Origin of the sequence: Actinokineospora globicatena (assembly GCF_024171945.1) — a bacterium.
Lineage (GTDB): Bacteria > Actinomycetota > Actinomycetes > Mycobacteriales > Pseudonocardiaceae > Actinokineospora > Actinokineospora globicatena.
Map to the genome: position 1 here is coordinate 165,793 of NZ_JAMTCR010000002.1, position 21,340 is coordinate 187,132.

The window sequence follows — 21,340 nt, forward strand, 5'->3', positions numbered from 1 at the left end:
CGGGTTGAGTGCTGGGTCGCTAGGCAAGGCGGATCCTCGGGTCGAGGAAGCCGTACATGATGTCGGCAACCAGGTTGAACACGATGACCAGCGTGGCGGTGACCATCAACCAGCCCATCAGCATGTACGGGTCGAAGGTGCGGATGGACTGGACGAGCAGGTTGCCCATGCCCTTCCAGCCGAACACCGTCTCGGTGATGATCGCCCCGGAGAACAGCGCCGCCGAGTTGATGGAGAACAGCGTGGTGACCGGGATCAGCGCGTTGCGGAACGCGTGCCGGAAGATCACCCGCCGCTGCGAGATGCCCTTGGCCCGCGCGGTGCGCACGTAGTCGGAGTTCAGCGTCTCGAGCATCGAGGCGCGCTGGAACCGGCTGTACGCGGCGAAGCTGATCAGCGTCAGGCTCAGCGTCGGCAGCAGGTAGGTCCCGGTGTACTTGAAGACCACCTCGCCGAAGGAGCCCTGGAACCCACCGGCGGCGGGGCTGACGGTGCTCAGCCACCGGTCCATCCCCAGGCTCTCCAGCAGGTTGTTGAACTTGATGCCGTAGGTCTTGAGGATGACCGCGACGCACACGATGGGCATCGAGAACATCAGGAACGCGCTCGAGGTGGCCAGGTAGTCGAAGATCGAGTACTGCTTGACCGCGGCGAGCACGCCGACCGACACCCCGAGCACGATGGCCAGCAGCTCGGCGCCGATCACCAGCCGGGCGGTGATCCACAGCGCCCGCATGACCGAGTCGAAGATGTCCACTTTGGCCTGGCCGAGCGCGATGCTCTTGCCCCAGTCGCCCTGCAGGAAGTCGAGCAACCACTTCCAGTACCTGACGATGATGGGCTGGTCGAGGCCGAGGCTGGACTCGAGGTCGCGGATCTGCTGGGCGGTGACGCCCGGCTTGGCCTTGAGCTCGGCGACCGGGTTGCCCGCGGCGGCGACGAGGAAGAAGGCGAGGAGGCTGCCGATGGCCAGGATGGGGACGGAGATCAGCAACCGACGGATGATGTAGCGAATCACGGAGAGCTCCTCGGTGGGGTCCCAGGCGGCCGGTGGGCGGCGCTGGTTGTCCCTGCCTGCGCCAGTGTGCGCCCGACCAGGTCAGGTACCCAAGGCCGAGGGGCCGGACTTCTGGTCCGGCCCCTCGGACTTCGTCGAACCGGTGTCGCCGCCCGGGAAGGCGGCAGCGTCGACTACGAGGTCTTGACCCACTCGTTGGCGTTCCAGAGAGCGCCGTTGTACGACTGGAAGTAGACCTTGTCGATGCCCTTGAACGCCCACATGTTCGGGAGCTGGTAGAGCGGCAGCGAGTAGTTGTCCTCGGCCATCAGGCGGTCGGCCTCCTGGAAGGCCTTGCGCGAAGCGGCCTCGTCGAGGTTGCTGCTCGCGTCCTTGTAGGCGGCGTCGACCTTGGAGTTGCCGTAGTTGGACCAGTTCTGGCCGCCGCCGGTCTCGTAGATCGCCTTCTGGCTGGACTTGAACGGCGCCGCGGACCAGGCGAACAGGGCCACGTCGTAGTCGCCCTGGCTCACCCGGGTGTCGAGGAAGTTCGGGTCGGTGTCGTCGATGACCTCGATGCCCGCGGGCTTGCACTGGGACTGGATGAGCTCGACGGTCTGCTTGCGGCGCGGGATGTCGGTGTGGCTGATCTTGATCGACACCTTCTCGCCGCCCTTGGTCGCGATGCCGTCGCCACCGATGGTGTAGCCCGCGCCCTCGAGGGTGGACTTGGCCGCGGCCGCGTCACCCTTGTACTGCGCGTAGTTGTCGGTGTAGCCCTCTTCGGCCTGGAAGAAGACCAGGGAGCCGAGCGGCTTGGCGTTCTCGAGCACCGGGCGGATCAGCTTCTCGGCCAGCTCGTCGCGGTTCACGCACTGCATGAACGCCTTGCGGACGGCCTGGTCGGCGAACCACTTGTTCTTGAAGTTGAGGTCCATGTGCTCGAACGAGAGGCCGTTGGAGGCACCGAAGCGCACACCCTGCGAGGACAGGCCGCGCAGCCGCTCGGCGGCGTTGGCGTCCGGCTGGGCCATGGAGTTGACCTGGACCTCGCCGTTCTCCAGCGCCTGGGCCTGGGCGACCTGGTCGGAGATGCCGCGCAGGACGATCTTGGCGGGGCCGCCGGGCTTGCCGAGCCACTTCGGGTTGCGCTCGAGGGTCACCGAGTTGTTCTGCTCGAACGCGGTGATCTGGTAGGCACCGGAAGCGGGCATCAGCTCCTTGGTGAAGCCGTTCCACTTGGTCTTCCAGAACTCGGCCACCTTGCCGAGCGCGGCCTGGTCGCCACCGGTCGGGGTCAGCTTGGTGACGTCCGCGACGCCGGTCTCCTTCTCCAGGATGTGCGCGGGCATGATGTCCAGCGAGATGCCGAACAGGCCCTTGTAGTCCGGGTAGGACGTGCCGAAGGTGGTGACCACCTCGGTCAGCGACGGGCACTCGACCTTGTCGATGAGCTCGTAGCCGGTGGTGTTGGCGGAGGTGAAGATGTCCTTGCCGTCGGCGCCCTTGGACTTGCCGGTGGACGAGAGCCAGGCCAGGTAGAAGTCGTCGCAGTCCCACGGCTCGCCGTCGGACCAGGTCACGCCCGGCTTGATCTTCCAGGTGACGACCTGCGGGGACTTGCTGGTGACCTCGACGCTCTCCATCACGTCCTTGTTGAGCAGGACCTTGTTGTTGCCGTCGAGCTTGTAGGCGCCCGAGATGACCTGCGCGAGCGCGAACGTGTTGTACGAGTTGTTCGCGTCCGCCGCGGAGTTGTTGTACGCGGTGTACGGGTTGTCGGTCGAGACGACGAAGGTGTCAGTCGACTGCGGAACCTCCGGCGAGGTGTACTCGTCGCCGGACTCGCCCTTGGCGATCGCCATCGAGGCGATGTCGCCGGTCGGCTCCTGCGCCCCGGTGCTGCCGCCGTTGTCGCTTGAACCACCGCCGCAGGCGCTCAGGACGAGCGACGCACCGACGACCAACGCGATCGCCGACAGTGAGTTTCTCTTAGTTGACACGTGCCCTCCTAGCACAGGGTCGCCCACGACCGATCCGGCCGGGCCGCACCCGGAACCCTTCACGCGCCCAACGACCGTTGGGCGGCGCACTAGGTGGGCACGCTAGGAACGAACTGTCACCGGGGTCACCTGTGGCGCGGCGATCGTGACCAAAGGGTGACCGGCAGGCATCCGGGTGCAACGAGACCGTTACCAGCAGGTACACAACGGTGGCGGTCCATGACGGAGCGTGGCCTAAGTCACCCCTGGGGCCGCCGCCACTGAGGGGCCGTCGCGAAGGGACCGGAACCCGGTGGTCCGGCGGTCACTCCCGCCATTTCCCGGCGCACGACCAGCGCGTCGGCCTCTTGGTAAAGAGGTAGTGAGATCGCCCGGCTCCACAGCGTCGGCTCGACCAGGCTGAGCGCCTCCGGCAGGGCGATGGTGCCGGTGAGGGCCTTATCGATGGTGTCCTGGACGGTCTGGTCGCAGAAACCGGCCGGGTTGGCCGCTGTGGCCGCCGCACCCACCATCGCAGGGGTGCAGCCGAACCGGGTGGCCAGCGCGGTCACCGGGTCGCCAGCGGCGGGCTGGGGGGCCACGACGAGGTCGACCTGCTCGGTGGGTGCGGCGGCGGTCGCCGGGCGCGGGGCGAGCAGGTCGGTGAACAGCTGGTCGGGCTCCGGGGTGATCAACCGCGACTGCACGCCACCGGCGGAGAGCTGCCGTTGCAGCTCGCGGGCCATGTCGATGTACGCGGACCGGCCCGCGGGGGCGGCGATGACCAGGTTGAGCGGGGTGGCGCCGAGCGCCCAGCCCTCGTTGACCCTGGTGTACCCGGCCTGGGTGAGCAGGCTCTCGGCCAGCGCGAGGTCCGGCTTGGCGGGCGGCGCGGCGGTGGAGGTGTACCCGGGCGCGCTCGGGGCCAGGACCTGCGCGTTCGCGGGCAGCGTCGAGCCGGGGCCGCCGCCGGTACCGGCCTTGACCAGGGCTTCGCGGTCGGTCAGCGCCACCACGGCCGAGCGGATGCGCTGGTCGGCCATCGCGGCGCCGACCGGCCGGAGCAGGACGGTGGCGACGGCGGGCCGGGGCACGGTGGTCGTGGTGACGGACAGCCCGAGGTTGGCCATGGCGGTCAGGCCGTCGGCGTCCGGCGCGGTCAGGGCCAGCTGGTCGTGCCCGGACCCCAGCGCGGAGGCGATGCCGGCGGCGTCAGCGCGGCGCAGGATGACCCGGTCCAGCGGCACCGGGGTGGACCAGTAGCGGTCGTTGCGCTCCAGCACCACCTCGCCGCGGTCGCGGTCGATGCCCTTGATGGAGAACGGCCCCGCGGTGACCGGGAAGTTCTCCCGCAGCACGTTGGCCCAGCCGCCGGGGATGTCCTTGAGCAGGTGCGCGGGCAGCAGGTTCGCGAACAGCCCGCGCCAGCCGGGGTAGGGCTGCGAGAACGTGACCTCGACCACCCGGCCCGCGTCCCTGGCGGAGATGTTGGAGATCAGCCGGTAGCCCGCGCTGTCCGTGCTGCCGGGCTCCTCACGCAGCTGTTCCCACAGGTAGACGAAGTCCTCGGCGGCGACCGGCGCGGAGTCCGACCAGGCCGCCTCGGCGCGCAGCTGGTAGGTGACGGTGTACGGCTCGGCGCTGGTGACCTCGGCGGAGATCATGAGCGTCCGGTCGAGCACCGGGGTCCCGTCGGGGCCCGGCCGGAAGACCGAGGGCAGCAGGACCTGGGCGAGTGCGGTGGTGATCGTCGACTGGTCGGAGAGCTTGTGCGGGTTGTAGCCGCCCGCGACGCTGTCCACGCCGACGACGGCCTCGTTGGGGTTCGGCGCCTTGGTCGTCTGGGTGCGCGCGACCTCCGTGGTCACCAACGGCGGCGGCGGCGCGTTCGTGCACGCCCCCACCCCCACGGCGGCGGCCACCACGGCCACCCACCGCGCCCCCCTACGACCGACGAACCGCACGGACCCTCCTCCCCCAGGCGATCCCGGATGGTCCATGCTCCCAGACCCGCCGCGCCACCGGTTATGCAGCCAACCGCATGACGCACGGGCCTGGGCGCAGGTTCCGTCCGTTGGTGAAGTGGTTATCCGCTCAGGCCCGCCATCCTCAAGGCGGACTCCAGTACGTGCTGGCCGCGTTCTCTCGCGCGCTCGGCGCCTGCGACCCGGATCGCGTCCAAGCCAGCCGGGTCGTCCAGCAATTCCAGTGTCGACGCTCGCAGCGGGGCGAGTTCCTCGACGACGGCCTCCGCGACGGCTTCCTTTAGCTCACCGTAAGACGAGTATTCATCCGCCATCTCGATCGGCGAGCGGCCGACGCACGCGGCCAGGATCTCCAACAGGTTCGCCAGGCCGGGCTGGGTGGTGGGCCGGTACTCCAGGCGGTTCTCGTTGTCGGTCACGGCGCGCATCAGCTTGCGGCGCACCAGGTCCGGCTCGTCGAGCAGGAACACCACGCCCGCGTTGTCCTGAGTGGACTTCGACATCTTCCGCGTCGGGTCCGAGAGGTCCATCACCCGTGCGGCCGTTGGGGCCATCACCGCGCGCGGCACCACGAACACCTCGCCGAAGGTCGTGTTGAAACGGCGGGCCAGGCTGCGCGCCAGTTCCACGTGCTGGGTCTGGTCCTGGCCGACCGGCACCTCGGTCGCGCCCTGCAGCAGGATGTCCGCCGCCATCAGCACCGGGTAGGTCAGCAGGCCGAGCCGGACCGTCCCCTGGCCGTCGGCGCGCTGCTTGAACTGGGTCATCCTGGCGGCCTCGCCGAACGAGCACGTGCACTCCAGCACCCAGCTCAGCGCACCCAGCTCGCGCACCAGGTCGGACTGGACGAACACGCGGTCCGGTTTGATCCCCGCGGCCAGCAGCACCGCGAGCAGTTCCCGGGAGAGCACCCGCAGCCGCGACGGGTTGTACGACACCGTCATCGCGTGCAGGTCGCTGACGAAGTACAGGTCACCGGCACTGCCCTCGCGCGCCCACCGGCGGATCGCGCCCAGGTGGTTGCCGAGATGGGCGTGGCCGGACGGGGTGATCGCCGACAGGCGGGTCATCTCTTCGCTCCTCGAAGCCTGGGCCGCCCGCCCGGGGTCCCACGACCGCCCGGGTGGGCGGCCTGTGGGGTGCACAACGTCAGGGCCGCCGGTCGGTGGCCCACCACAGGGTGACGTTGTGAGTGCTCATCACGGCGAACGGTAGCGCAGCCGTCACGCCGCCTTCAATCGTTTCAGGGCCAGCACCGGGCACTTGCCGCAGCGCGGCTTGGACTGGCAGCACTTCTTCTTGACCTTGCCGGATTTCATGAGCTTGCGCACAGCCTCGGCGGGTGTGCGGTTCTTCTTCCCCAACGCCCCCACCTCGTCCGTTCCGGCGAAAACCCGCAACTGAGGTTAGGTTAACCTTTCTTGATCCCATGCGTGGTGCTGCTCACACCACCCGACGGGGTATCCTGGTGTACGCCATCAGCAGCTGATCAGCTGCGCGGGCGCCCTGCCACGTGACACATGCCCGGGCCGCCCTCAACCGCCAGAGCAAGGAACCGGGAGCACGCGCGTGCCCACAGCGACCGCATCCGCCGAGCAGGCCACCGCAGGCCTGCGCCGCAACGACCTGCGCAACGTCGCCATCGTCGCGCACGTCGACCACGGCAAGACGACCCTGGTCGACGCCATGCTGCGCCAGTCAGGCGCCTTCGCCGCACGCGCCGAGCTCGTCGACCGGGTCATGGACTCCGGCGAGCTGGAGCGGGAGAAGGGCATCACGATCCTGGCGAAGAACACCGCCGTGCGCCGCCAGACGCCGGACGGGCCGATCGTGATCAACGTCGTCGACACCCCCGGCCACGCCGACTTCGGCGGCGAGGTCGAACGTGGACTGGCCATGGTCGACGGTGTCCTGCTGCTGGTCGACGCCTCCGAGGGCCCGCTGCCGCAGACCCGGTTCGTGCTGCGCAAGGCGCTGGCCTCGAACCTGCCGGTCGTGCTCGTGGTCAACAAGGTCGACCGCCCGGACGCGCGCATCGCCGAGATCGTGGAGGAGACCCACGACCTGCTGCTCGAGCTGGCCTCCGAGCTGGACAACGTGGACGAGTCCGTGCTGGACCTGCCGGTCGTCTACGCCTCCGCCCGCGCGGGCATGGCCAGCCTCAACCAGCCCGAGGACGGCGGCCTGCCCGACAGCGAGAACCTCGACCCGCTGTTCGACCTGCTGATGGACAAGGTGCCCGCGCCGCTGGCCGACGCAGGAGGCCCGCTGCGCGCCCTGGTCACCAACCTCGACGCGTCCAGCTTCCTCGGCCGCATCGCGCTGTGCCGGATCCACTCGGGTCGGCTGCGCAAGGGCCAGACCGTGGCCTGGATGCGCGAGGACGGCACCACCGCCAACGTCCGCATCACCGAGCTGCTGGTCACCGAGGCGCTCGACCGGGTCCCTGCCGAGGAGGCCTCCGCCGGTGAGCTCGTCGCCATCGCGGGCATCCCGGACATCACCATCGGCGACACCCTCGCCGACCTGGACAACCCCGAGGCACTGCCCCGGCTGACCGTCGACCTGCCCGCCATCTCGATGACCATCGGGGTCAACACCTCCCCGCTGGCCGGGCGCAACGGCGGCAACAAGCTCACCGCGCGGATGGTCAAGGCCCGGCTCGACGCCGAGCTGGTCGGCAACGTCAGCGTGCGCGTGCTGCCCACCGAGCGCCCCGACGCCTGGGAGGTGCAGGGCCGCGGCGAGCTGGCGCTGGCCATCCTGGTCGAGCAGATGCGCCGCGAGGGCTTCGAGCTGACCGTCGGCAAGCCCGAGGTCGTCACCCGCACCATCGACGGCAAGCTGTGCGAGCCGTTCGAGCGGCTGACCGTGGACGCCCCCGAGGAGCACCTCGGCGCCATCACCCAGCTGCTGGCCAACCGCAAGGGCCGCCTGGAGCACATGGGCGGGCACGGCACCGGCCGGATCAAGGTCGAGTACGTCGTCCCGTCGCGCGGCCTGATCGGCTTCCGCACCGACTTCCTCACCGAGACCCGCGGCACCGGCATCGCCAACGCCATCTTCGAGGGCTACTTCCCGTGGGCCGGTGAGATCCGCAGCCGCCACACCGGCTCGCTGGTCGCCGACCGCCAGGGCCCGACCACCGCGTACGCCATGCTCCAGCTCGCCGACCGCGGCACGTTCTTCGTCGACCCGGGCGCCGACGTCTACGAGGGCATGGTCGTCGGCGAGAACCCCCGCGCCGAGGACCTGGACGTCAACGTCACCAAGGAGAAGAAGCTCACCAACATGCGCTCCTCCTCCGCCGACGTCTTCGAGACCCTGGCGCGGCCGCGCAAGCTGAGCCTGGAAGAGGCCCTCGAGTTCTGCGCCAACGACGAGTGCGTCGAGGTCGCCCCCGAGGTCGTCCGCGTCCGCAAGGTCATCCTCGACGCCACCACCCGAGGCCGCCAGCGCTCCCGCGACAAGGCCCGCGACCAGCGCTGACCCTGTCTTCGGCGGGTTTCACACTTCGGGCTTGGGTCACCGACTGTGGTCGGTGACCCAAGCCCGAAGTCGCTGCCGTGCGTGCGTGGCTGTCAGGCGCGGGTCGTCGGCCCCATCTGGCACATCCCGTCCGCCACTGGGCAGATCGCCGGATCGTATGGCTCGGTGAGGTCGGTGTAGAACGCTCGCGCGTCAGCAGGGCCGTCCTCGCGAAGCCAGCGGGCCAGGCACAGGATCGTCACCGCTGTCGCACCGCTGTCCTTGAGCGCCAAAGCTGCTGACTGCGCGCTTCCCCCGGTCACCCACGTGTCCTCGACCAGCAGCACGTGCTTGCCGCGAACCTGGGACGGTTCGCTCACACCGAACAGCCCCTGCCGCACCTCGCGGACATCAGCGGAATCCTGGGCGAGGACGAGGTCCGCGCGCGGGACGTTGATACCGGCGGCGTTGCCGAAGTAGGCGTTCCGACACAGCCTGACCAGCGGATGCTCACCGAGTCGGGAGTGCTTCGCCGAGGGCACTGTGGTCCACGCCTGCCAGGGCAAGCCCGTCTGCGCCTCGGCACAGCGCCGGTGCCACATGGCGGCGACGAAAAGCATCAGTCCGAGATCTGTCGTACAGCCCGGGCCTGGCTGTGGGTTCTTGTACGACCACATGTGCTGCTCTGACTGGTGCCGCCCGATCAGCGAGATCTGCGCACCCGACCTGCGATAGGCATACGCGAGAATTGCCGTGGCGTCCGCGATGTCGCCATTCCACCGGAGGTGGTTCTGTTGGCAGGTGAAACATCGTTCGTAGCCGGAGGTCGGCGTGGCACACACTTTGCAGGTGCGACCAGGCAGCCATTGCGCGTTGCGGAAGACGCTGCCGACTCGTTCTTGGACCGCGATCCGAGCCGGGTTCGACGCGACGTCGTCACGACGCATCGAACCTCCCACTAAGCGCCCGCGCGGAGCAGGTCCCGGATGACGGAGTCCGTGTCCTGCGTGCGTTCGAGGACTCGGAGAACATCGGCCAGACTTGACACAGCGTATACGCCCGGCTTGTCCAGCATTTCCTTCGCCCAGTTCGTGCTCTCGACCACTCGGTCGGCGAGGAGAACCGGTCGACCGTGCTCCACCGCGTTCCTCGCCTGGATCCTGGTCCCACTGCGCTCGGCGGCTTCGATCACCACAGTCGCGGCCACATAGCCCGACATGACGGCGTTCCGCATCGGGAAGCTGGCCTTGCTGGGCGCGGACTCCGGCCAGAACTGCGACATGATCATGCCGCTGTCGGCGATTCTTTCGTGGAGCTGTTTGTTCTCCGGTGGGTAGTGATTGTCGAGTCCCGTACCGATGACGGCGACAGTGCGAGCGCCACAGGCCAGGGCGGCTGTGTGGGCGGCGCTATCGATACCTGCGGCGCCGCCACTCACGATCGTGTAACCACGTTCCCCGAGCCCTGTTGCCAGCCGGGCGGCATTGAAAAGTCCTTCGGTCGACGCCTGACGGGATCCCACGATGGCGACCGCGCGAGCGTCATTCACCAAAGTGCCACGGGTGAACACAATGGGCGGCATGTGCAACACATCGCGCAGTTGAGGGGGGTAGGTCGCGTCCAACATCGTGTGGACCCCGTACCCCTTGCCCTCCCAGGCGTCGATTTCGCCGAGCGCTCGCTCAAAGCGTTGGTCCTGGTCAGCTCCGTGGTCGAAGAGGTCGGTCGGCTGCAACCGCCGGTACACCTCGACGGCCCCGCCCTGGTCGGCCACGAGATCCGCGATCTTCCTCCAGGTGACGTCACCGGGCCGATCCCGCAGCAGGGCCACGAGTGCTCCCCGCTCAGTTCGGCTCGTCATAGTCACACAGTATCTGCCTGGGCCGACAGGTCCGCCAGGGTGCGTCGCCGCAACTGGGCAAGGCCTAAGTGGATCAACTCGATCAACAGGGGAGTTGGTCACCGGAGATGCCGCACAGGAGGACCAGGTCGGCTTCGACGGCGTTGTTCGGTGTGGCCCCCGCGTCGCCGGTGATGATCTCCACGTCGAGGCCCTGGGCAGCGGCTGCGGCGAGGCAGCGGTCCTGGGGCGCTCCCGCGGCGATTGAGGACAACGGGCCGAGGGGCTGGAGCCGCCGGTCAGCGGGTCCAGCCCCTCAGCGCGCGGTGGGTGGTTCAGTCAGCGCGGTTCCGGCGCTTGGTGAGGTCGAGGATGGCGTTGAGGATGAAGCCGCCAACGAACGGGCCGGAGAGCACCAGGAGCCAGGGGGCGCGGTCGATGAGGGTGATGGCGACCACGAGCACCACCGCCAGCACCGTCCCGGAGATCAGGTAGTACCGCTTGCCCCTGGCGGGGTGGTCCGGTGAGGTCACGAGAAGAGCTTCCCGATCGGGCCGCGCAGCTTGCCCAGGCCCTTCACCAGACCGCCCGCCACGCCGAGCAGGCCGTCGTCGCGGACCTCGCTCCGGCTGCCACCGCCGATCGTCGACCCGAGGCCCGCACCAGCGCCCGCGGTGAGGCCGCCGACGACCGCGACCGCTCCCGCACACCCGAGGCCCGCTGTTGCCGGGCAGCTGGCGACGAGCGCGCCGCCGATCACGGTGCCTGCGAGACCACCGAGGAACGCGCCCACCGACGACCCCGTGCTGGCGCCGGTCGGGTCGCTGTTGTTGATCGGGTCGGATTGGGCGTACGCGTAGGCGTTGCGCTCCTGGCTCGTCGGGTCGGGACTGGTGAACCGGGCCCAGCTGGAGTTGTAGTACCGGTAGCCGAGCAGCGTCAGACCGCCGTCGAGGGTGTAGCCGCTGAGGTAGCGGAAGGGGTTGGCGGTAGCGGCCGCGCCGCTGGGCGACACACCGCCGTACGGGGTGTAGGTGTAGCTGCCCGCGAGGGTTCCGCTCGTGTCGACCAAGCCGAGGACGGAACCCTGCGGGTCCACGACGACGTTGTAGCGGGCGGTGCCGACCTTCTCGGTGACGAGCTTGCCGTCTGGGTCGCGGGACACGCTGGTGCGGGTTCCGTTGCGGGTCGCGGTTGTCACACCGAGCGCGGTCTGGGTGAACACGTGCGCGGTGGTCGTGGCGCCGTTGGTCTCCGTGATGGTGCGCGGTTGGGCTTGTGTGGTGGTGTCGTAGCCCGCGGCGAAGGTCTGCGTGCCGCTGGTCGTGCCGCGCACTAGTTGGTTGGTCGTGGAGTACTCCCACGTAGTGGTGGGGTTGGCCGACGCGGTGACGTTGCCCGCGTTGTCGTAGGACAGGGTGGTGGCACCGATCGCGGTGTGCTGGTTCGCGGCGTTGGTCGGCTGGGCCGTGCCGTTGTTGCTCGTGATGTTGTCGGCCTTGTCGACGGTGTAGGTCACCGCACCCGCCTTGGTGAGGTGGCGCTGCGCGTCGTAGGTGTACGCGGTGGTGACACCGGCGATCGTCTTGGACTGCAGGAGGTCGCTGTCCGCGCCGCCGGAGGTGGTGTAGCTGTAGGTGGCCTTGAGCAGTTCGGTACCACCGGTGTTCTTGGCCACCAGGCTCGTCTGCCGCCCGGCGTTGTCGTAGGTGTTGGTCTGGGTCCCGCCCCCGGGCCACGCGGTGCCGGTGCGGCGATCAGCGTTGTCGTAGGTGAACGTGGTCGTCTGGCCGAACGCGTCGGCCAGCGTGAGCAGCCGGTTCGCCGCGTCGTACCCGTAGGTGGTGGTGCCGGACGGGTCGGTCAGCGTCTTGAGGTTGCCCGATTTGTCATAGGTGTAGGTGACCGTCTCGGACGTGCCGCCTTGGGTGCGCTTGACGCTGGTGGGCTGGCTCCCGAAGGTGAAGACGTCGTAGGTGAGGGTCGTGGTGACCGTCGGCGTGGCACGGGTGAGCAGGTTGCCGAGCGCGTCGTAAGTGTTGGTCTGCGACACAGTGCCGCCGGAGCTGATGGCCACGACGCGGTCGAGTTTGTCGTAGGCGTAGTCGACCTTCTTGCCCGCGCCGTCGGTGATGCTGGTGACGCGCGAGAGCGAGTCGTAGCCGTAGCGGGTCACCCCGAGTGGGGACGGCGGCGTCACGGAGGTGAGGTTCCCCGGGCCGTCGTAGCCGAATCGGGTCACGGTGCCGTTGGCGTCCTTCTGCGTGGCCAGCAGGCGCTTGGGGCTGGTGTAGGTGCGGACGTCGAGGTCGGCGGCCAGCGGGGTGGACCGGATCTTGGTGAGGTTGCCCGCCGCGTCGTACTCGTGGGTCAGCTCGTTGCCCGCCGGGTCCTTGATCGAGGTCGGCAGGCTCGGCAGCGCGGTGTTGGTGTACCCGACGGTGGACTCGGCGCCGGTGGGCAGCTTCGTCGAGATCAGGTTGTCCGCCGTGTCGAAGGTGGCGGTGGTCGAGTTGGTCAGTCCGTCGGCCACCGACTGCACCTGGCTGCTCGCCGTCCAGGTCTGCGCCTTGCTGTGCCCGAGCGCGTCCTTGGCCGAGAGCTGCCTGCCCTGGGTGTCGAAGGTGTAGGTCGTGGTGTTGCCGTTCGGGTCGGTCTCGGTGCCCGTGCGGGTGTCCCAGTCGTTGGTGAACCGGGTGTCGATCACGCCTGCCTGCCGGGGCGTGACGACCTTGGTGATGTCGCCCGTGCTCGCGTCGTACTCGAAAGACCACTGCCTGCCCAGGGGGTCAACCAACGCGCTCGCCTGGTAGAAGTTGCCGGTCAGGGTGATCTGGTAGGTCTTGCCGTCGCGGTCGGTGATGGTGGCGTTCGCGGTGCCGAGGCCGTCGTAGCGGGCGGCCACCGTGCCGGTCGGGTCGATCACCTGCGCGACGTCGCCGTTGCTGTCGTTGACGAACGTGGTGACCCGGCCCTGGGTGTCGGTGAGCGAGGCGAGGCTGCCGTCACCGTTGTAGTAGTAGGTGATGGAGTTGCCGTTGCGGTCGGTCCGGTTCAGCGGCCAGCCGAACGCGTCGTAGGACCAGGTCTCACCGCTGTCCTGGTAGCGGGCGGTGAAGGAGCCACCCGGGTTCTTGGTCAGCTTCACCCGGACACCGCGGCCCTCGGTGCGGTAGCTGCCGTCGGCGTTCTTGCGGAACGTGACGCACCCGCCGGAGTCGACGCGCATGATCACGGTGTCGAGGAAGGACAGGTCGAGCGCCATGTCCCGGCCCGCGTTGAACAGCCACTGGTCGCCGTACGGCGCGCTGTGGGTGTAGACGTAGCCGAGGTCGAGGTTCAGGCCGGTGCCGCGCACGGTCAACCCGCGGTGCCGGAACCACAGGTAGCCGCGGTGGAGCTCGACCGCGGCCTGGAACCGGTCGCTGACCTTGAACCGCTCGAACGGCTGGTCCGGCAGGACCCCTTCCGGCGACGAGATGCACGACGCCCGCGCGACCGATGCCGCGGTGGCGGGCGGAGCACCGCCGCTGGGTGTCCGGTCGACCGTCGCGGGTGCGGCCCACGCGGTCGCCGGGAGCTTGGGCGCGGCCACCGCTTGGGGGTTCGCCACGATCATCGAGCTCACGACGGCGGCGGCCACGGCGCACGCGCGCAGCCTTCTTCCAGTGTTGCTCAAGGTATTCCTCCCCAGGAACTTCCCCAGTGACGCGACACGGCGTCGAGGACATCAGACCAGTTCGCGCGGCTGCGGCGCGTCCGCCGGGGGATGGTGAGGAGGGTCATCGACGACCACCCCGTTGCGTGGTTTGGCCACGGTGTGCTGCTCGTCGCCGCGGCAAACGCCAACGATGAGGTGGACTAGCACCCGCGGCGTTGGGTGCTTTCGATCAGCGTGACAACGAGGTCGGCCAGTCCCCTGGCGCTGTCCGGGTCGTCGGCGGAGCGGTGGATGGCGAGCGGGCCGACCTGGTCCAGCACGATGTTCGCCTTGGCGAGTACGAAGGCGAGTGCCAGGAGGGCCGAGCGGGCGTTGCCGTCGGTGAAGGGGTGGAAGAAGCAGACGTCGAGGTAGGCGCGGGCGGCGCGTGAGGCGATGGGCAGTGTGTGGTCCTCGGTGCCCGCGAGGCAGATGTCGAACCGCGCCGGGGTGTCGCTGTCGAGGCCGTAGTGCTCACGGCCGCCCTTGGCGAATGCCGGGCCGCTGCGGAACGGCGCGTGGTCCACGGCCAGGACGGTCCGCTGCCATTGTGCGAGCAGCGCGAAGTCGAGAGGACCGGCGGTACCGGTGCGCACTTGGTCGTAAGCGGCCAGGAAACGCCGTGCCCGCACGGGGTCACGGGCGTGTTCCACCGTCGTGATCCGGTGGACCAACCCGTCGCGACGCCCCAGGACCCGGCCGTGCGGCCAGCCGGGACCGTGGCGGATGTCGTGCCAGGGAACCTGTTCACGGACCTCGCACCAGATGCGCAGGTGGTCGATCACGGGCTGGGGTTGGCGGCGGTGGCAGCGCGGGCGATGTGCTCGGCGACGTCGTCGACCAGCGTGTCGGCGGGCACGATCCAACTGTCGAACCTGCCACCGATCGCCCCGTCGACCATCCCCGCCGCGACGTCGCCCGCCACGCCCCAGCGCGCCAGGAACCAGGTCAGCACCTGTGCGCAGTGCCGGTACCAGGCGTCGCCCGCGGCGGTGCGCTCCACGACGTGGTGCACCAGTCGGACCGCGCCGCGTTCCCATGCCTGGAGCCGTTCCGGTTCGGGGAGGTCCGCCAACGGGTACTGGTCGAAGCACTCGGCGAGTTCTTCCAGCCAGCCGCGCCACTCGACCAGCGCGTCGGCCACCCTGGCCACGGTGTCCTCGGTGCTGGCGAGGGAATGCCGCGCACAGCACCAACTCCCCACCGGGCCGCCGCCGAAGTCGCCCTCGTCCTTGGCCCAGCGCCACCCGGCGGCCCAGGACCCGTAGCGGTCCATCAGGCTCGCGGTGACGGAATCCGCCCACGCCTCGCCCGGATGGTCCCACCAGTCGCGCGCCTCTTCTTCCGCGGCGGTGAGCCGCGCGGGCACAGTCGGGGCAATGCCTCGGACGAAGTCGCGCACCGGGCCGCCGTCGAACGGGTGGTGGCCCGGATCGACCTCGTCCCAGCGCAACACCCACGGCGACACGGTGTGGTCCACGCCGCCGAGGATGCCACGCCTTCCCGGTCAGCGGGTGAGCGAGGAGAGCAGGGGGCGCAGGGTGGGGATGGAGAGGGTGGCGGTGGGGTTCTTCGAGTCGCGGATGGCGACTGGGTTTCCTTGGGTGAAGCGGACTTCCACGCAGTTGTCGTTGGAGGTGTTGCTGAAGCTGCTCTTGAACCAGCCGGTATCGCGGGGACCGTTCATGGTGTGCCAAACCCTTCCTGTTTCGCGGCGATCAGCCTCTGGGACTCGTCGCGGGTGAGCGTGAGATCCCGCAACCGATCGAACGCGCGCGCCATGCGCGCGGTGTCTTCATCCTTGTCCAGGTAGGTCGATGGTCCATACTGGACGGACTGGAAGCCGATCGGGCGGAGCCACTCTCCGAAGCCGAACAGGATGAGGCTGTTCGTCAAAGGGTTGTCCCAGCTGGGACTCGGGATGATGCGGATCTCCAGGTTCGCGTGGGTCTCCAGCAGCGAGATCATGTGCGCGCACTGGGCACCCATGACTTCCTTGCTGCCCAGCCCGGCGTTGAAGGTGTCCTCGTTGAAGAAGACGCTCACCGTCTTCGTGCGGGGATCTTCGAACACCCGCCGCTGGCGCTCCAGCCGAGCCGCGACCGTGCTCGCCCGCGCGCGATCATCCATCGGATCGAGCCAGACACCGTCGTTCACCAGCGTCTGCGCCGTGATGTACTCGCCGCTCTGCACGAGGCCGGGGAACACACCGTTCTCGTAGGCCTGGATCGAAGTCGCGCCCGCCTCCAGGTACGCCACCCGGCGCCAGGACTCCGGGCCGATGTCGGTGTACGGGTCGCCGGTCGGAGACTTACGGGCCTCGGCGCCCAGAGCTTCCAGCTCGGCCAGGCGTTCACCGGTGGCGCCCAGGTACTTGGCCAGCTCGCTCAGTTCGTGCTCGGTGAAGGTGGCGCGGCCCTCGAGCAGGTTCATCAGGCGCTGGCGGGGCTTGCCGACGTGCTTGGCCGCCGCTTCCAGGGAGATCCCCGCATCGGCGCGCAGTTGGGCCAGGGCCACGCCGAGGAAGACGCGGGGCATGGTGGCCGCGCCCTTCGCCATCACGTTCTCCTGTCGTCGCGGGCACGGCTGCAGCCATCCCACCATGGTGTTGAGCCCGGGGAAACTTCCCCCGATCGGGGGTCTGCCACGGGATGCATGTACCCCCTATCGTATGGGATACATGTAACCCACAACCCCGAGGTCGCCTCCGCAGCGTAGCCAGGCATCACCGGAGCGCGATCTTGACCCCACTAACCAGGAGAAACCATGCGCCAGGGCCCCGTCATCGTCGACACCTTCGTCACCATCACCACCGACTGCCCCATGCGCCTCGAGACCGACCCTGAGGGCATCGACGTCCACTTCAACGAGTCCATCACCGGCCAGGACCTCACCCTCCGCTTCACCCACGACGCCCTGGAAGCCCTCATCACCCTCGTCAAGACCGAACTCTCGGCATGACCCCGGTCCACCGCAGCCCACCCCCACCGCTGCGGTGGACCTCCCTAAGCCGTGTCCCCCGCGGCCCACACAGCCCAGAACACCGGCCCACCCACTCCCCCGATCGCGCCCCCAACCCCGGCACCACATCCCCCAACATCACCGCCACCGCCACCACGACATGCACCCCCACCGCCACAACCATCCGCCCCCACCGCCGCCCCCGAGGCACCACCCGCTGGTAGACCCACGCTGCGAGAACCGCAACCCCACCACACGCCAGCGCGACCGCACCCGCCATCAACCAGGGCACCGACCGGAACAACAACACCGCCGCCACCACATACCCGACAACGCCCGCGCCCCCAGCCCACACCCACCATCCCCGCATGATCACCAAGTGCCCCGCCACCCCCACCCCCACACCTGGCGGCATCCCGACGAACAAGGTCACCCAGGCACCCTCAAGCCGACCTGGGCCCCAGCGCGACTCGCCCCCGCCATCCCAGGATCACCAGGTGCCCCACCCAGCTACCACGTCACCTCGACCCGACCGCCTTTATCGAGGCCGCCCAACCTCATACCGCCCACTCTCCTTCGCCGCCTGCCACACCACCTCAAAATCCTCCGACGAACCGTACCAGGCCCTGAACTCCGCTTGCTCGTTTAATGAATTCCAATGACGGCACTGCCACCTCCCCCAGCCCGATCTCGTCCGTCTCATGCCCACCATCCGCCCACGCCGCACGACCATCGCGGTAAACCTGAACCTTTCGCACCTCGTGACGGTCCCCATCCAATTCACTGATCAACAAAACCGGCTCCTTCGCTTCGTCATGAATCCACTCGGCCCATAGATAAAGCACCCCCACCTCCTCTCGCGACCTAGAACCCCTTGATCGTTACTTGGGCACCGGAACACCTCTCATCGCCTTCCCAGTACGACGTCGATACTCCGCCCGGGCCAAATACAACAACTCTTCAGCCGACAGCATTGCGGAGTCGACAAAAACAGCAAACCGCTCAGGCTCCGAGAAAACCCGCCGAGACTCCTCCTTCCCCGCGAGCATGCACGCACATCTGGCATAAAGAAAGCCGTCGATCGACTGCTCCCAAACCTCACCCCCCGGGCGCCGGACCGGCATGGAGGCCAGTTCATCGCGGTCCAGCAACTCCAACTTGACAACAAGCTGACGATGAAACATGACAAGTTCTTCCGGACTCAGCGACCGCAACCGACCTTCAATGCCCCGCAGAGCGGCATCAACGCCAGCCTCATCAAACGTCTCACACGCACCGATCACCTTCCAGAAATCGAGCCTCACAAGTAACCCCATCTCTCCGCGCCTGGCCACATCGGCTGACAACGCCTTTGAAGAATACTCTTACCTGGAGAGGCTATTCGATTAGAGATTGGAACGCCTTGTCGCAAAGCTTCCATGCGAAGATACTCAGCGCTCCCTGGAGCCGGACACGGGTTGCGACAACGAGATGGCTGCCCAATTCGAGCTTGCAGCCTGTTCAACTAGCTCTTCTCAGTCCGGCATTTGCACGACCTTCATCGCCTCACCAGCCTGCAGTTCATATTCTCTATCAGCCAGGTACATCAACTTTTCAGACGACTGAAGATTAGGCACAACGAACGCAGCAAACCACTCAGGCTCGCCAACAACTCGACGAACAGCCTCCTGTCCAGCAAGTAAACAAGCACACCTAGCGTAGAGAAAATGGTCTTCAGTTTGCCAGTAAATTGCCCCGCCCCGCGCCTCAATGGGGAGAGCCGCCAAATCATCGCGACCGAGCCTCTCCAACTGTATAGCGAGCTGCTCTTGGAATGCGACCAGGTCCGCAAGATCAAGCGACTGTAGACGAGCTCCGACCTCACTCAATGCGACATGCACGTCGGATGCGTCTCTCATAGGAGATGAGCCAATAACCGACCAAAAATCGAATGTCATGCCAAACACCCCATCCCTCGGCGCCTGGCAACATCGGCTAACTACGCCTCTCGTAAATAGCCTTCCCCGGCGACTCGATCTTATTCGACAATGAGACACCTTGACTTCGCGATTTCTCATACGAAGGTACTCGACCTCCAAGACGTCATTTTTACATCCACATACGTGGGTCACCTCTACATCAACTGTAAGGTCATAGACAGGCCCGACGGAAACCTCATCTTGTCTGGCAGAGACCTTAGCCTGTTCGCCGCTGGCGGCAAGTAGGCGAGTGCCGGGGGTGATGTCGCCGAGGTTGATCCAGCGGTTCTGGTCGACTGACCAGATGGGTGCCAGTTGGTGCCGGTGAGGGTGGCGCCGTTGGTGAAGGTCAGTTGGGTACGTTCGGGTTCGTCGTCGTGGACCCAGGTGGCGACGACCTTGCGGGCGGCGGACTGGCCGGTGGCGGGATCAGCGGCCAGGACCTCATCGCCGAGGCGGATGTCTTCGATGGGTTTGCTGGTGCCGTCGGCGAGCAGGACGCGGGTGCCGGGAACGAAGCTGTGGGTCGGTTGCCGTCGCAAAAGTACCCGGGTACGCCGGGCAGTGGTGCAACCATTCGCTCCGCAGGTACAACGCCACCCCGACGGGCTCGACCGCCGGTTGGATCAGCTGTTCGACGATCCGACCCAACCGGCGGGTGAATCATGGTCAGACCGAGCCCAGATAGATCTCGACGAAATCCGGGAACTTGCCCGAATCAGCGAAAACGGTGACCGTCAGGTCGCCGAGTGGGCGCCGGAAGGACAGCTGAACCTCCTCGTTCGGATCATGCAGGATGATCTTCCTGGCCGAGATGGGCAGAGAAGCGGTGAAATAATGGATACCACTGGGACCATTCGGTTCCCCGTCGAACACGCTGACGTGCACGGGACCGTCGACCGCCGCATTCACAGCGAAGATCAAGGAGTCATCGATTACTTCGAAGGGCGCGGCGCCAGGGTCCCATCTACCGTGGCCTGTCTGCGTATCCCCGTCTCGAAGTATCAGGCACCCGTGGTGGATTGGCGCCACGAATGACGCGAGGAAATTATCATCTTGACTCATCAGTCCACCCTTGGTTGACAGCGTTCACTTGTCCACCCTGCCTGCGAGCACACTGCAGGCAGTGAGGATATGCGGTTTGCGGCGTACACTACGCGATCCCCATAGCGGCTGCGGACTTCTCTGGACGACCAGTTCGAAGCAAAGTATCCAACATCACACGCGACAGCTTTGAGACGCGCGAGGTCCGCGACGTCCCAGCCCGCGTACTAATCAGGCAACAGCACGGCCTGCATCGCCCCGCCGGTGCGCCGCTTGTATTCATAGCCAGCCAGGTACATCAACTCTTCCGCTTGGACACCCGGGGAAACAAATTTGGCAAACCGCTCAGGCTTCGCCATGACTCGACGGACCGCCTCCTGGCCCGCGAGCAAACATGCGCACCTCGCGTAGAGAAAATGGTCATCGCTTTGCCCGTAAACCACACCCTTGATCTCGACAGGAATAGAAGCCAGGTCGTCGCGATAAAGTGCCCCCAGCTGGATCGCGAGCTGCTCTTGGAACGCAACCAACTCTGCCGGTTCCAACAGCCGCAGACGACTCTCAACACCGGCCAATGCGGCACGCGCATCGGACGAGTTCGACATCGGAGATGAGCCCAGGATCTCCCAGAACTTGAGCACCACATCAGGCACCCACCGCTCCGCGCCCGGCAACATCGGCTGGACCACGTCCTCCTCCGAGGCCATGTCACCTGCCATCGAAACCCCCATCGTCGCGCGTTTTACTCGATCTGGAATTCGATTCGAGCACCATCCGGCAGGTCTTTGATCTGAACCGCTATGCTCCCCCGGGCTCGCATCCCGGTGACGGCGTCGCTGGCGTACAGGTTCTCGATTTCGTACTTACCGCCCGCGAAGAACGGCAGTTTGGGGAACAGCCGGGTGCCTGCGGCGAGGGCACCATTGCGCTCCTGCCAGGCTCGTGCCAACGGGAAACCGGTCCGGTACTCGGGCTCCTCCAGGATCACCTCCGCCCAGCCATCAAGGCTGTCGGCGACCTCCTCGACCTGACCCGTTTCCGAGTCGAACGCCACCACAGCCTCCCCACCCGCCGCGATCGCGAACTGGAACCCGAATACGTCCTCCGCGAAGTACAGGCGCCCATCAGCGAGACCAGCAAACGTCTCCCGCCAACACCCCGCCGAGTTCCACCCCACCAACCCCGCCGGCGTCTCCCCACCGAGCCCCCGCAGGTGCAACGCCGACAAGAACCCATAGAACCCGTTCCGCCACCCAAGCAACGAGGCCAGCTCCCCACCGACCCGCCCCCACTCGGACAGCAGCTCCGCTAGATCGTCACCCGACGCAGCTGGGCAAGTCGGCCCACTGGCCGCACGGAGAAGCTTCTCAAGATGGTCCACCCCGCCACCCTATAACCGCATCGA

General features: G+C 67.3%; 23 protein-coding genes. 2 read left to right on the forward strand and 21 right to left on the reverse strand.

Annotated elements, in window-relative coordinates; all coding sequences use genetic code 11:
* Nucleotides 1-19 precede the first annotated feature (19 nt).
* The 5 genes from LV79_RS00795 to LV79_RS00815 all read right to left on the reverse strand — a co-directional run bounded on the left by LV79_RS00795 (nt 20) and on the right by LV79_RS00815 (nt 6,364).
* On the reverse strand, nt 20-1,018 hold the full coding sequence (locus LV79_RS00795; protein WP_253831251.1) for an ABC transporter permease: 999 nt from the start codon (nt 1,016-1,018) through the stop codon (nt 20-22).
* A gap of 173 nt (nt 1,019-1,191) precedes the next feature.
* A complete protein-coding gene (locus LV79_RS00800) occupies nt 1,192-3,000 on the reverse strand; it encodes an ABC transporter family substrate-binding protein (RefSeq protein WP_253831252.1) in 1,809 nt (602 codons plus the stop codon).
* 239 nt (nt 3,001-3,239) lie between these two features.
* Complete coding sequence (locus tag LV79_RS00805; RefSeq protein WP_253831253.1) at nt 3,240-4,943, reverse strand: ABC transporter family substrate-binding protein; 1,704 nt, start codon at nt 4,941-4,943, stop codon at nt 3,240-3,242.
* Between the two features lie 122 nt (nt 4,944-5,065).
* On the reverse strand, nt 5,066-6,034 hold the full coding sequence (trpS, locus tag LV79_RS00810) for a tryptophan--tRNA ligase (RefSeq protein WP_253831254.1): 969 nt from the start codon (nt 6,032-6,034) through the stop codon (nt 5,066-5,068).
* 153 nt (nt 6,035-6,187) lie between these two features.
* Nucleotides 6,188-6,364, reverse strand: a complete 177-nt coding sequence (locus LV79_RS00815; RefSeq protein WP_253831255.1) for a hypothetical protein — start codon at nt 6,362-6,364, stop codon at nt 6,188-6,190.
* Between the two features lie 169 nt (nt 6,365-6,533).
* Here LV79_RS00815 and typA point away from each other — a divergent pair, with 169 nt between their 5' ends.
* On the forward strand, nt 6,534-8,453 hold the full coding sequence (typA, locus tag LV79_RS00820) for a translational GTPase TypA (RefSeq protein WP_253831256.1): 1,920 nt from the start codon (nt 6,534-6,536) through the stop codon (nt 8,451-8,453).
* Between the two features lie 92 nt (nt 8,454-8,545).
* On the opposite strand, the gene LV79_RS00825 is transcribed toward typA, so the two are convergent.
* The 9 genes from LV79_RS00825 to LV79_RS00865 form a co-directional block, all read right to left on the reverse strand.
* The gene (locus LV79_RS00825) at nt 8,546-9,379 is read right to left on the reverse strand and encodes a phosphoribosyltransferase (protein ID WP_253831257.1); all 834 of its coding nucleotides are present in this window, start codon (nt 9,377-9,379) and stop codon (nt 8,546-8,548) included.
* 11 nt (nt 9,380-9,390) lie between these two features.
* Nucleotides 9,391-10,263: a DNA-processing protein DprA gene (locus LV79_RS00830; RefSeq protein WP_253831258.1), complete on the reverse strand. Its 873-nt coding sequence runs from the start codon at nt 10,261-10,263 to the stop codon at nt 9,391-9,393.
* A 112-nt stretch (nt 10,264-10,375) separates the two neighbouring features.
* Nucleotides 10,376-10,546, reverse strand: coding sequence for a hypothetical protein (locus LV79_RS00835; RefSeq protein ID WP_253831259.1), 171 nt, complete (start codon nt 10,544-10,546; stop codon nt 10,376-10,378).
* A 61-nt stretch (nt 10,547-10,607) separates the two neighbouring features.
* The gene (locus LV79_RS00840; RefSeq protein ID WP_253831260.1) at nt 10,608-10,805 is read right to left on the reverse strand and encodes a hypothetical protein; all 198 of its coding nucleotides are present in this window, start codon (nt 10,803-10,805) and stop codon (nt 10,608-10,610) included.
* Nucleotides 10,802-13,951, reverse strand: coding sequence for an RHS repeat-associated core domain-containing protein (locus LV79_RS00845; protein WP_253831261.1), 3,150 nt, complete (start codon nt 13,949-13,951; stop codon nt 10,802-10,804). Before LV79_RS00845 ends, LV79_RS00840 begins: the two co-directional genes overlap by 4 nt.
* Before the next feature lie 182 nt (nt 13,952-14,133).
* Complete coding sequence (locus LV79_RS00850) at nt 14,134-14,757, reverse strand: Fic family protein (RefSeq protein WP_253831262.1); 624 nt, start codon at nt 14,755-14,757, stop codon at nt 14,134-14,136.
* Nucleotides 14,754-15,452, reverse strand: a complete 699-nt coding sequence (locus tag LV79_RS34315; protein WP_253831263.1) for a hypothetical protein — start codon at nt 15,450-15,452, stop codon at nt 14,754-14,756. The genes LV79_RS00850 and LV79_RS34315 overlap by 4 nt, the downstream gene beginning before the upstream one ends.
* A 27-nt stretch (nt 15,453-15,479) precedes the next feature.
* Nucleotides 15,480-15,659, reverse strand: a complete 180-nt coding sequence (locus LV79_RS00860) for a DUF397 domain-containing protein (protein WP_253831264.1) — start codon at nt 15,657-15,659, stop codon at nt 15,480-15,482.
* Nucleotides 15,656-16,531, reverse strand: a complete 876-nt coding sequence (locus tag LV79_RS00865; protein WP_253831265.1) for a helix-turn-helix domain-containing protein — start codon at nt 16,529-16,531, stop codon at nt 15,656-15,658. Before LV79_RS00865 ends, LV79_RS00860 begins: the two co-directional genes overlap by 4 nt.
* Nucleotides 16,532-16,738: 207 nt before the next feature.
* On the opposite strand from LV79_RS00865, the gene LV79_RS00870 reads away from it, so the two are divergent.
* Nucleotides 16,739-16,933: a hypothetical protein gene (locus LV79_RS00870; RefSeq protein ID WP_253831266.1), complete on the forward strand. Its 195-nt coding sequence runs from the start codon at nt 16,739-16,741 to the stop codon at nt 16,931-16,933.
* Between the two features lie 596 nt (nt 16,934-17,529).
* On the opposite strand, the gene LV79_RS00875 is transcribed toward LV79_RS00870, so the two are convergent.
* The 7 genes from LV79_RS00875 to LV79_RS00905 form a co-directional block, all read right to left on the reverse strand.
* The gene (locus LV79_RS00875) at nt 17,530-17,778 is read right to left on the reverse strand and encodes a DUF6881 domain-containing protein (protein WP_253831267.1); all 249 of its coding nucleotides are present in this window, start codon (nt 17,776-17,778) and stop codon (nt 17,530-17,532) included.
* A gap of 36 nt (nt 17,779-17,814) precedes the next feature.
* Nucleotides 17,815-18,237: a DUF4240 domain-containing protein gene (locus tag LV79_RS00880; RefSeq protein WP_253831268.1), complete on the reverse strand. Its 423-nt coding sequence runs from the start codon at nt 18,235-18,237 to the stop codon at nt 17,815-17,817.
* Nucleotides 18,238-18,447: 210 nt separating this feature from the next.
* The gene (locus LV79_RS00885; protein ID WP_253831269.1) at nt 18,448-18,870 is read right to left on the reverse strand and encodes a DUF4240 domain-containing protein; all 423 of its coding nucleotides are present in this window, start codon (nt 18,868-18,870) and stop codon (nt 18,448-18,450) included.
* A 176-nt stretch (nt 18,871-19,046) separates the two neighbouring features.
* On the reverse strand, nt 19,047-19,433 hold the full coding sequence (locus LV79_RS00890) for a Hint domain-containing protein (protein WP_253831270.1): 387 nt from the start codon (nt 19,431-19,433) through the stop codon (nt 19,047-19,049).
* A 127-nt stretch (nt 19,434-19,560) separates the two neighbouring features.
* Complete coding sequence (locus LV79_RS00895) at nt 19,561-19,803, reverse strand: hypothetical protein (RefSeq protein ID WP_253831271.1); 243 nt, start codon at nt 19,801-19,803, stop codon at nt 19,561-19,563.
* Nucleotides 19,804-20,162: 359 nt separating this feature from the next.
* Nucleotides 20,163-20,654, reverse strand: a complete 492-nt coding sequence (locus LV79_RS00900; RefSeq protein ID WP_253831272.1) for a DUF4240 domain-containing protein — start codon at nt 20,652-20,654, stop codon at nt 20,163-20,165.
* Between the two features lie 23 nt (nt 20,655-20,677).
* Complete coding sequence (locus tag LV79_RS00905; RefSeq protein ID WP_253831273.1) at nt 20,678-21,316, reverse strand: SMI1/KNR4 family protein; 639 nt, start codon at nt 21,314-21,316, stop codon at nt 20,678-20,680.
* Nucleotides 21,317-21,340: the final 24 nt, after the last annotated feature.

What these genes read in the sequence shown, in the direction of transcription:
- trpS (WP_253831254.1), bottom strand. Translation starts at nt 6,034, where the DNA reads ATGACCCGCCTGTCGGCGATCACCCCGTCCGGCCACGCCCATCTCGGC.
- LV79_RS00825 (WP_253831257.1), bottom strand. Translation starts at nt 9,379, where the DNA reads ATGCGTCGTGACGACGTCGCGTCGAACCCGGCTCGGATCGCGGTCCAA.
- LV79_RS00860 (WP_253831264.1), bottom strand. Translation starts at nt 15,659, where the DNA reads ATGAACGGTCCCCGCGATACCGGCTGGTTCAAGAGCAGCTTCAGCAAC.
- LV79_RS00865 (WP_253831265.1), bottom strand. Translation starts at nt 16,531, where the DNA reads ATGGCGAAGGGCGCGGCCACCATGCCCCGCGTCTTCCTCGGCGTGGCC.
- LV79_RS00870 (WP_253831266.1), top strand. Translation starts at nt 16,739, where the DNA reads ATGCGCCAGGGCCCCGTCATCGTCGACACCTTCGTCACCATCACCACC.
- LV79_RS00885 (WP_253831269.1), bottom strand. Translation starts at nt 18,870, where the DNA reads ATGACATTCGATTTTTGGTCGGTTATTGGCTCATCTCCTATGAGAGAC.
- LV79_RS00900 (WP_253831272.1), bottom strand. Translation starts at nt 20,654, where the DNA reads ATGGCAGGTGACATGGCCTCGGAGGAGGACGTGGTCCAGCCGATGTTG.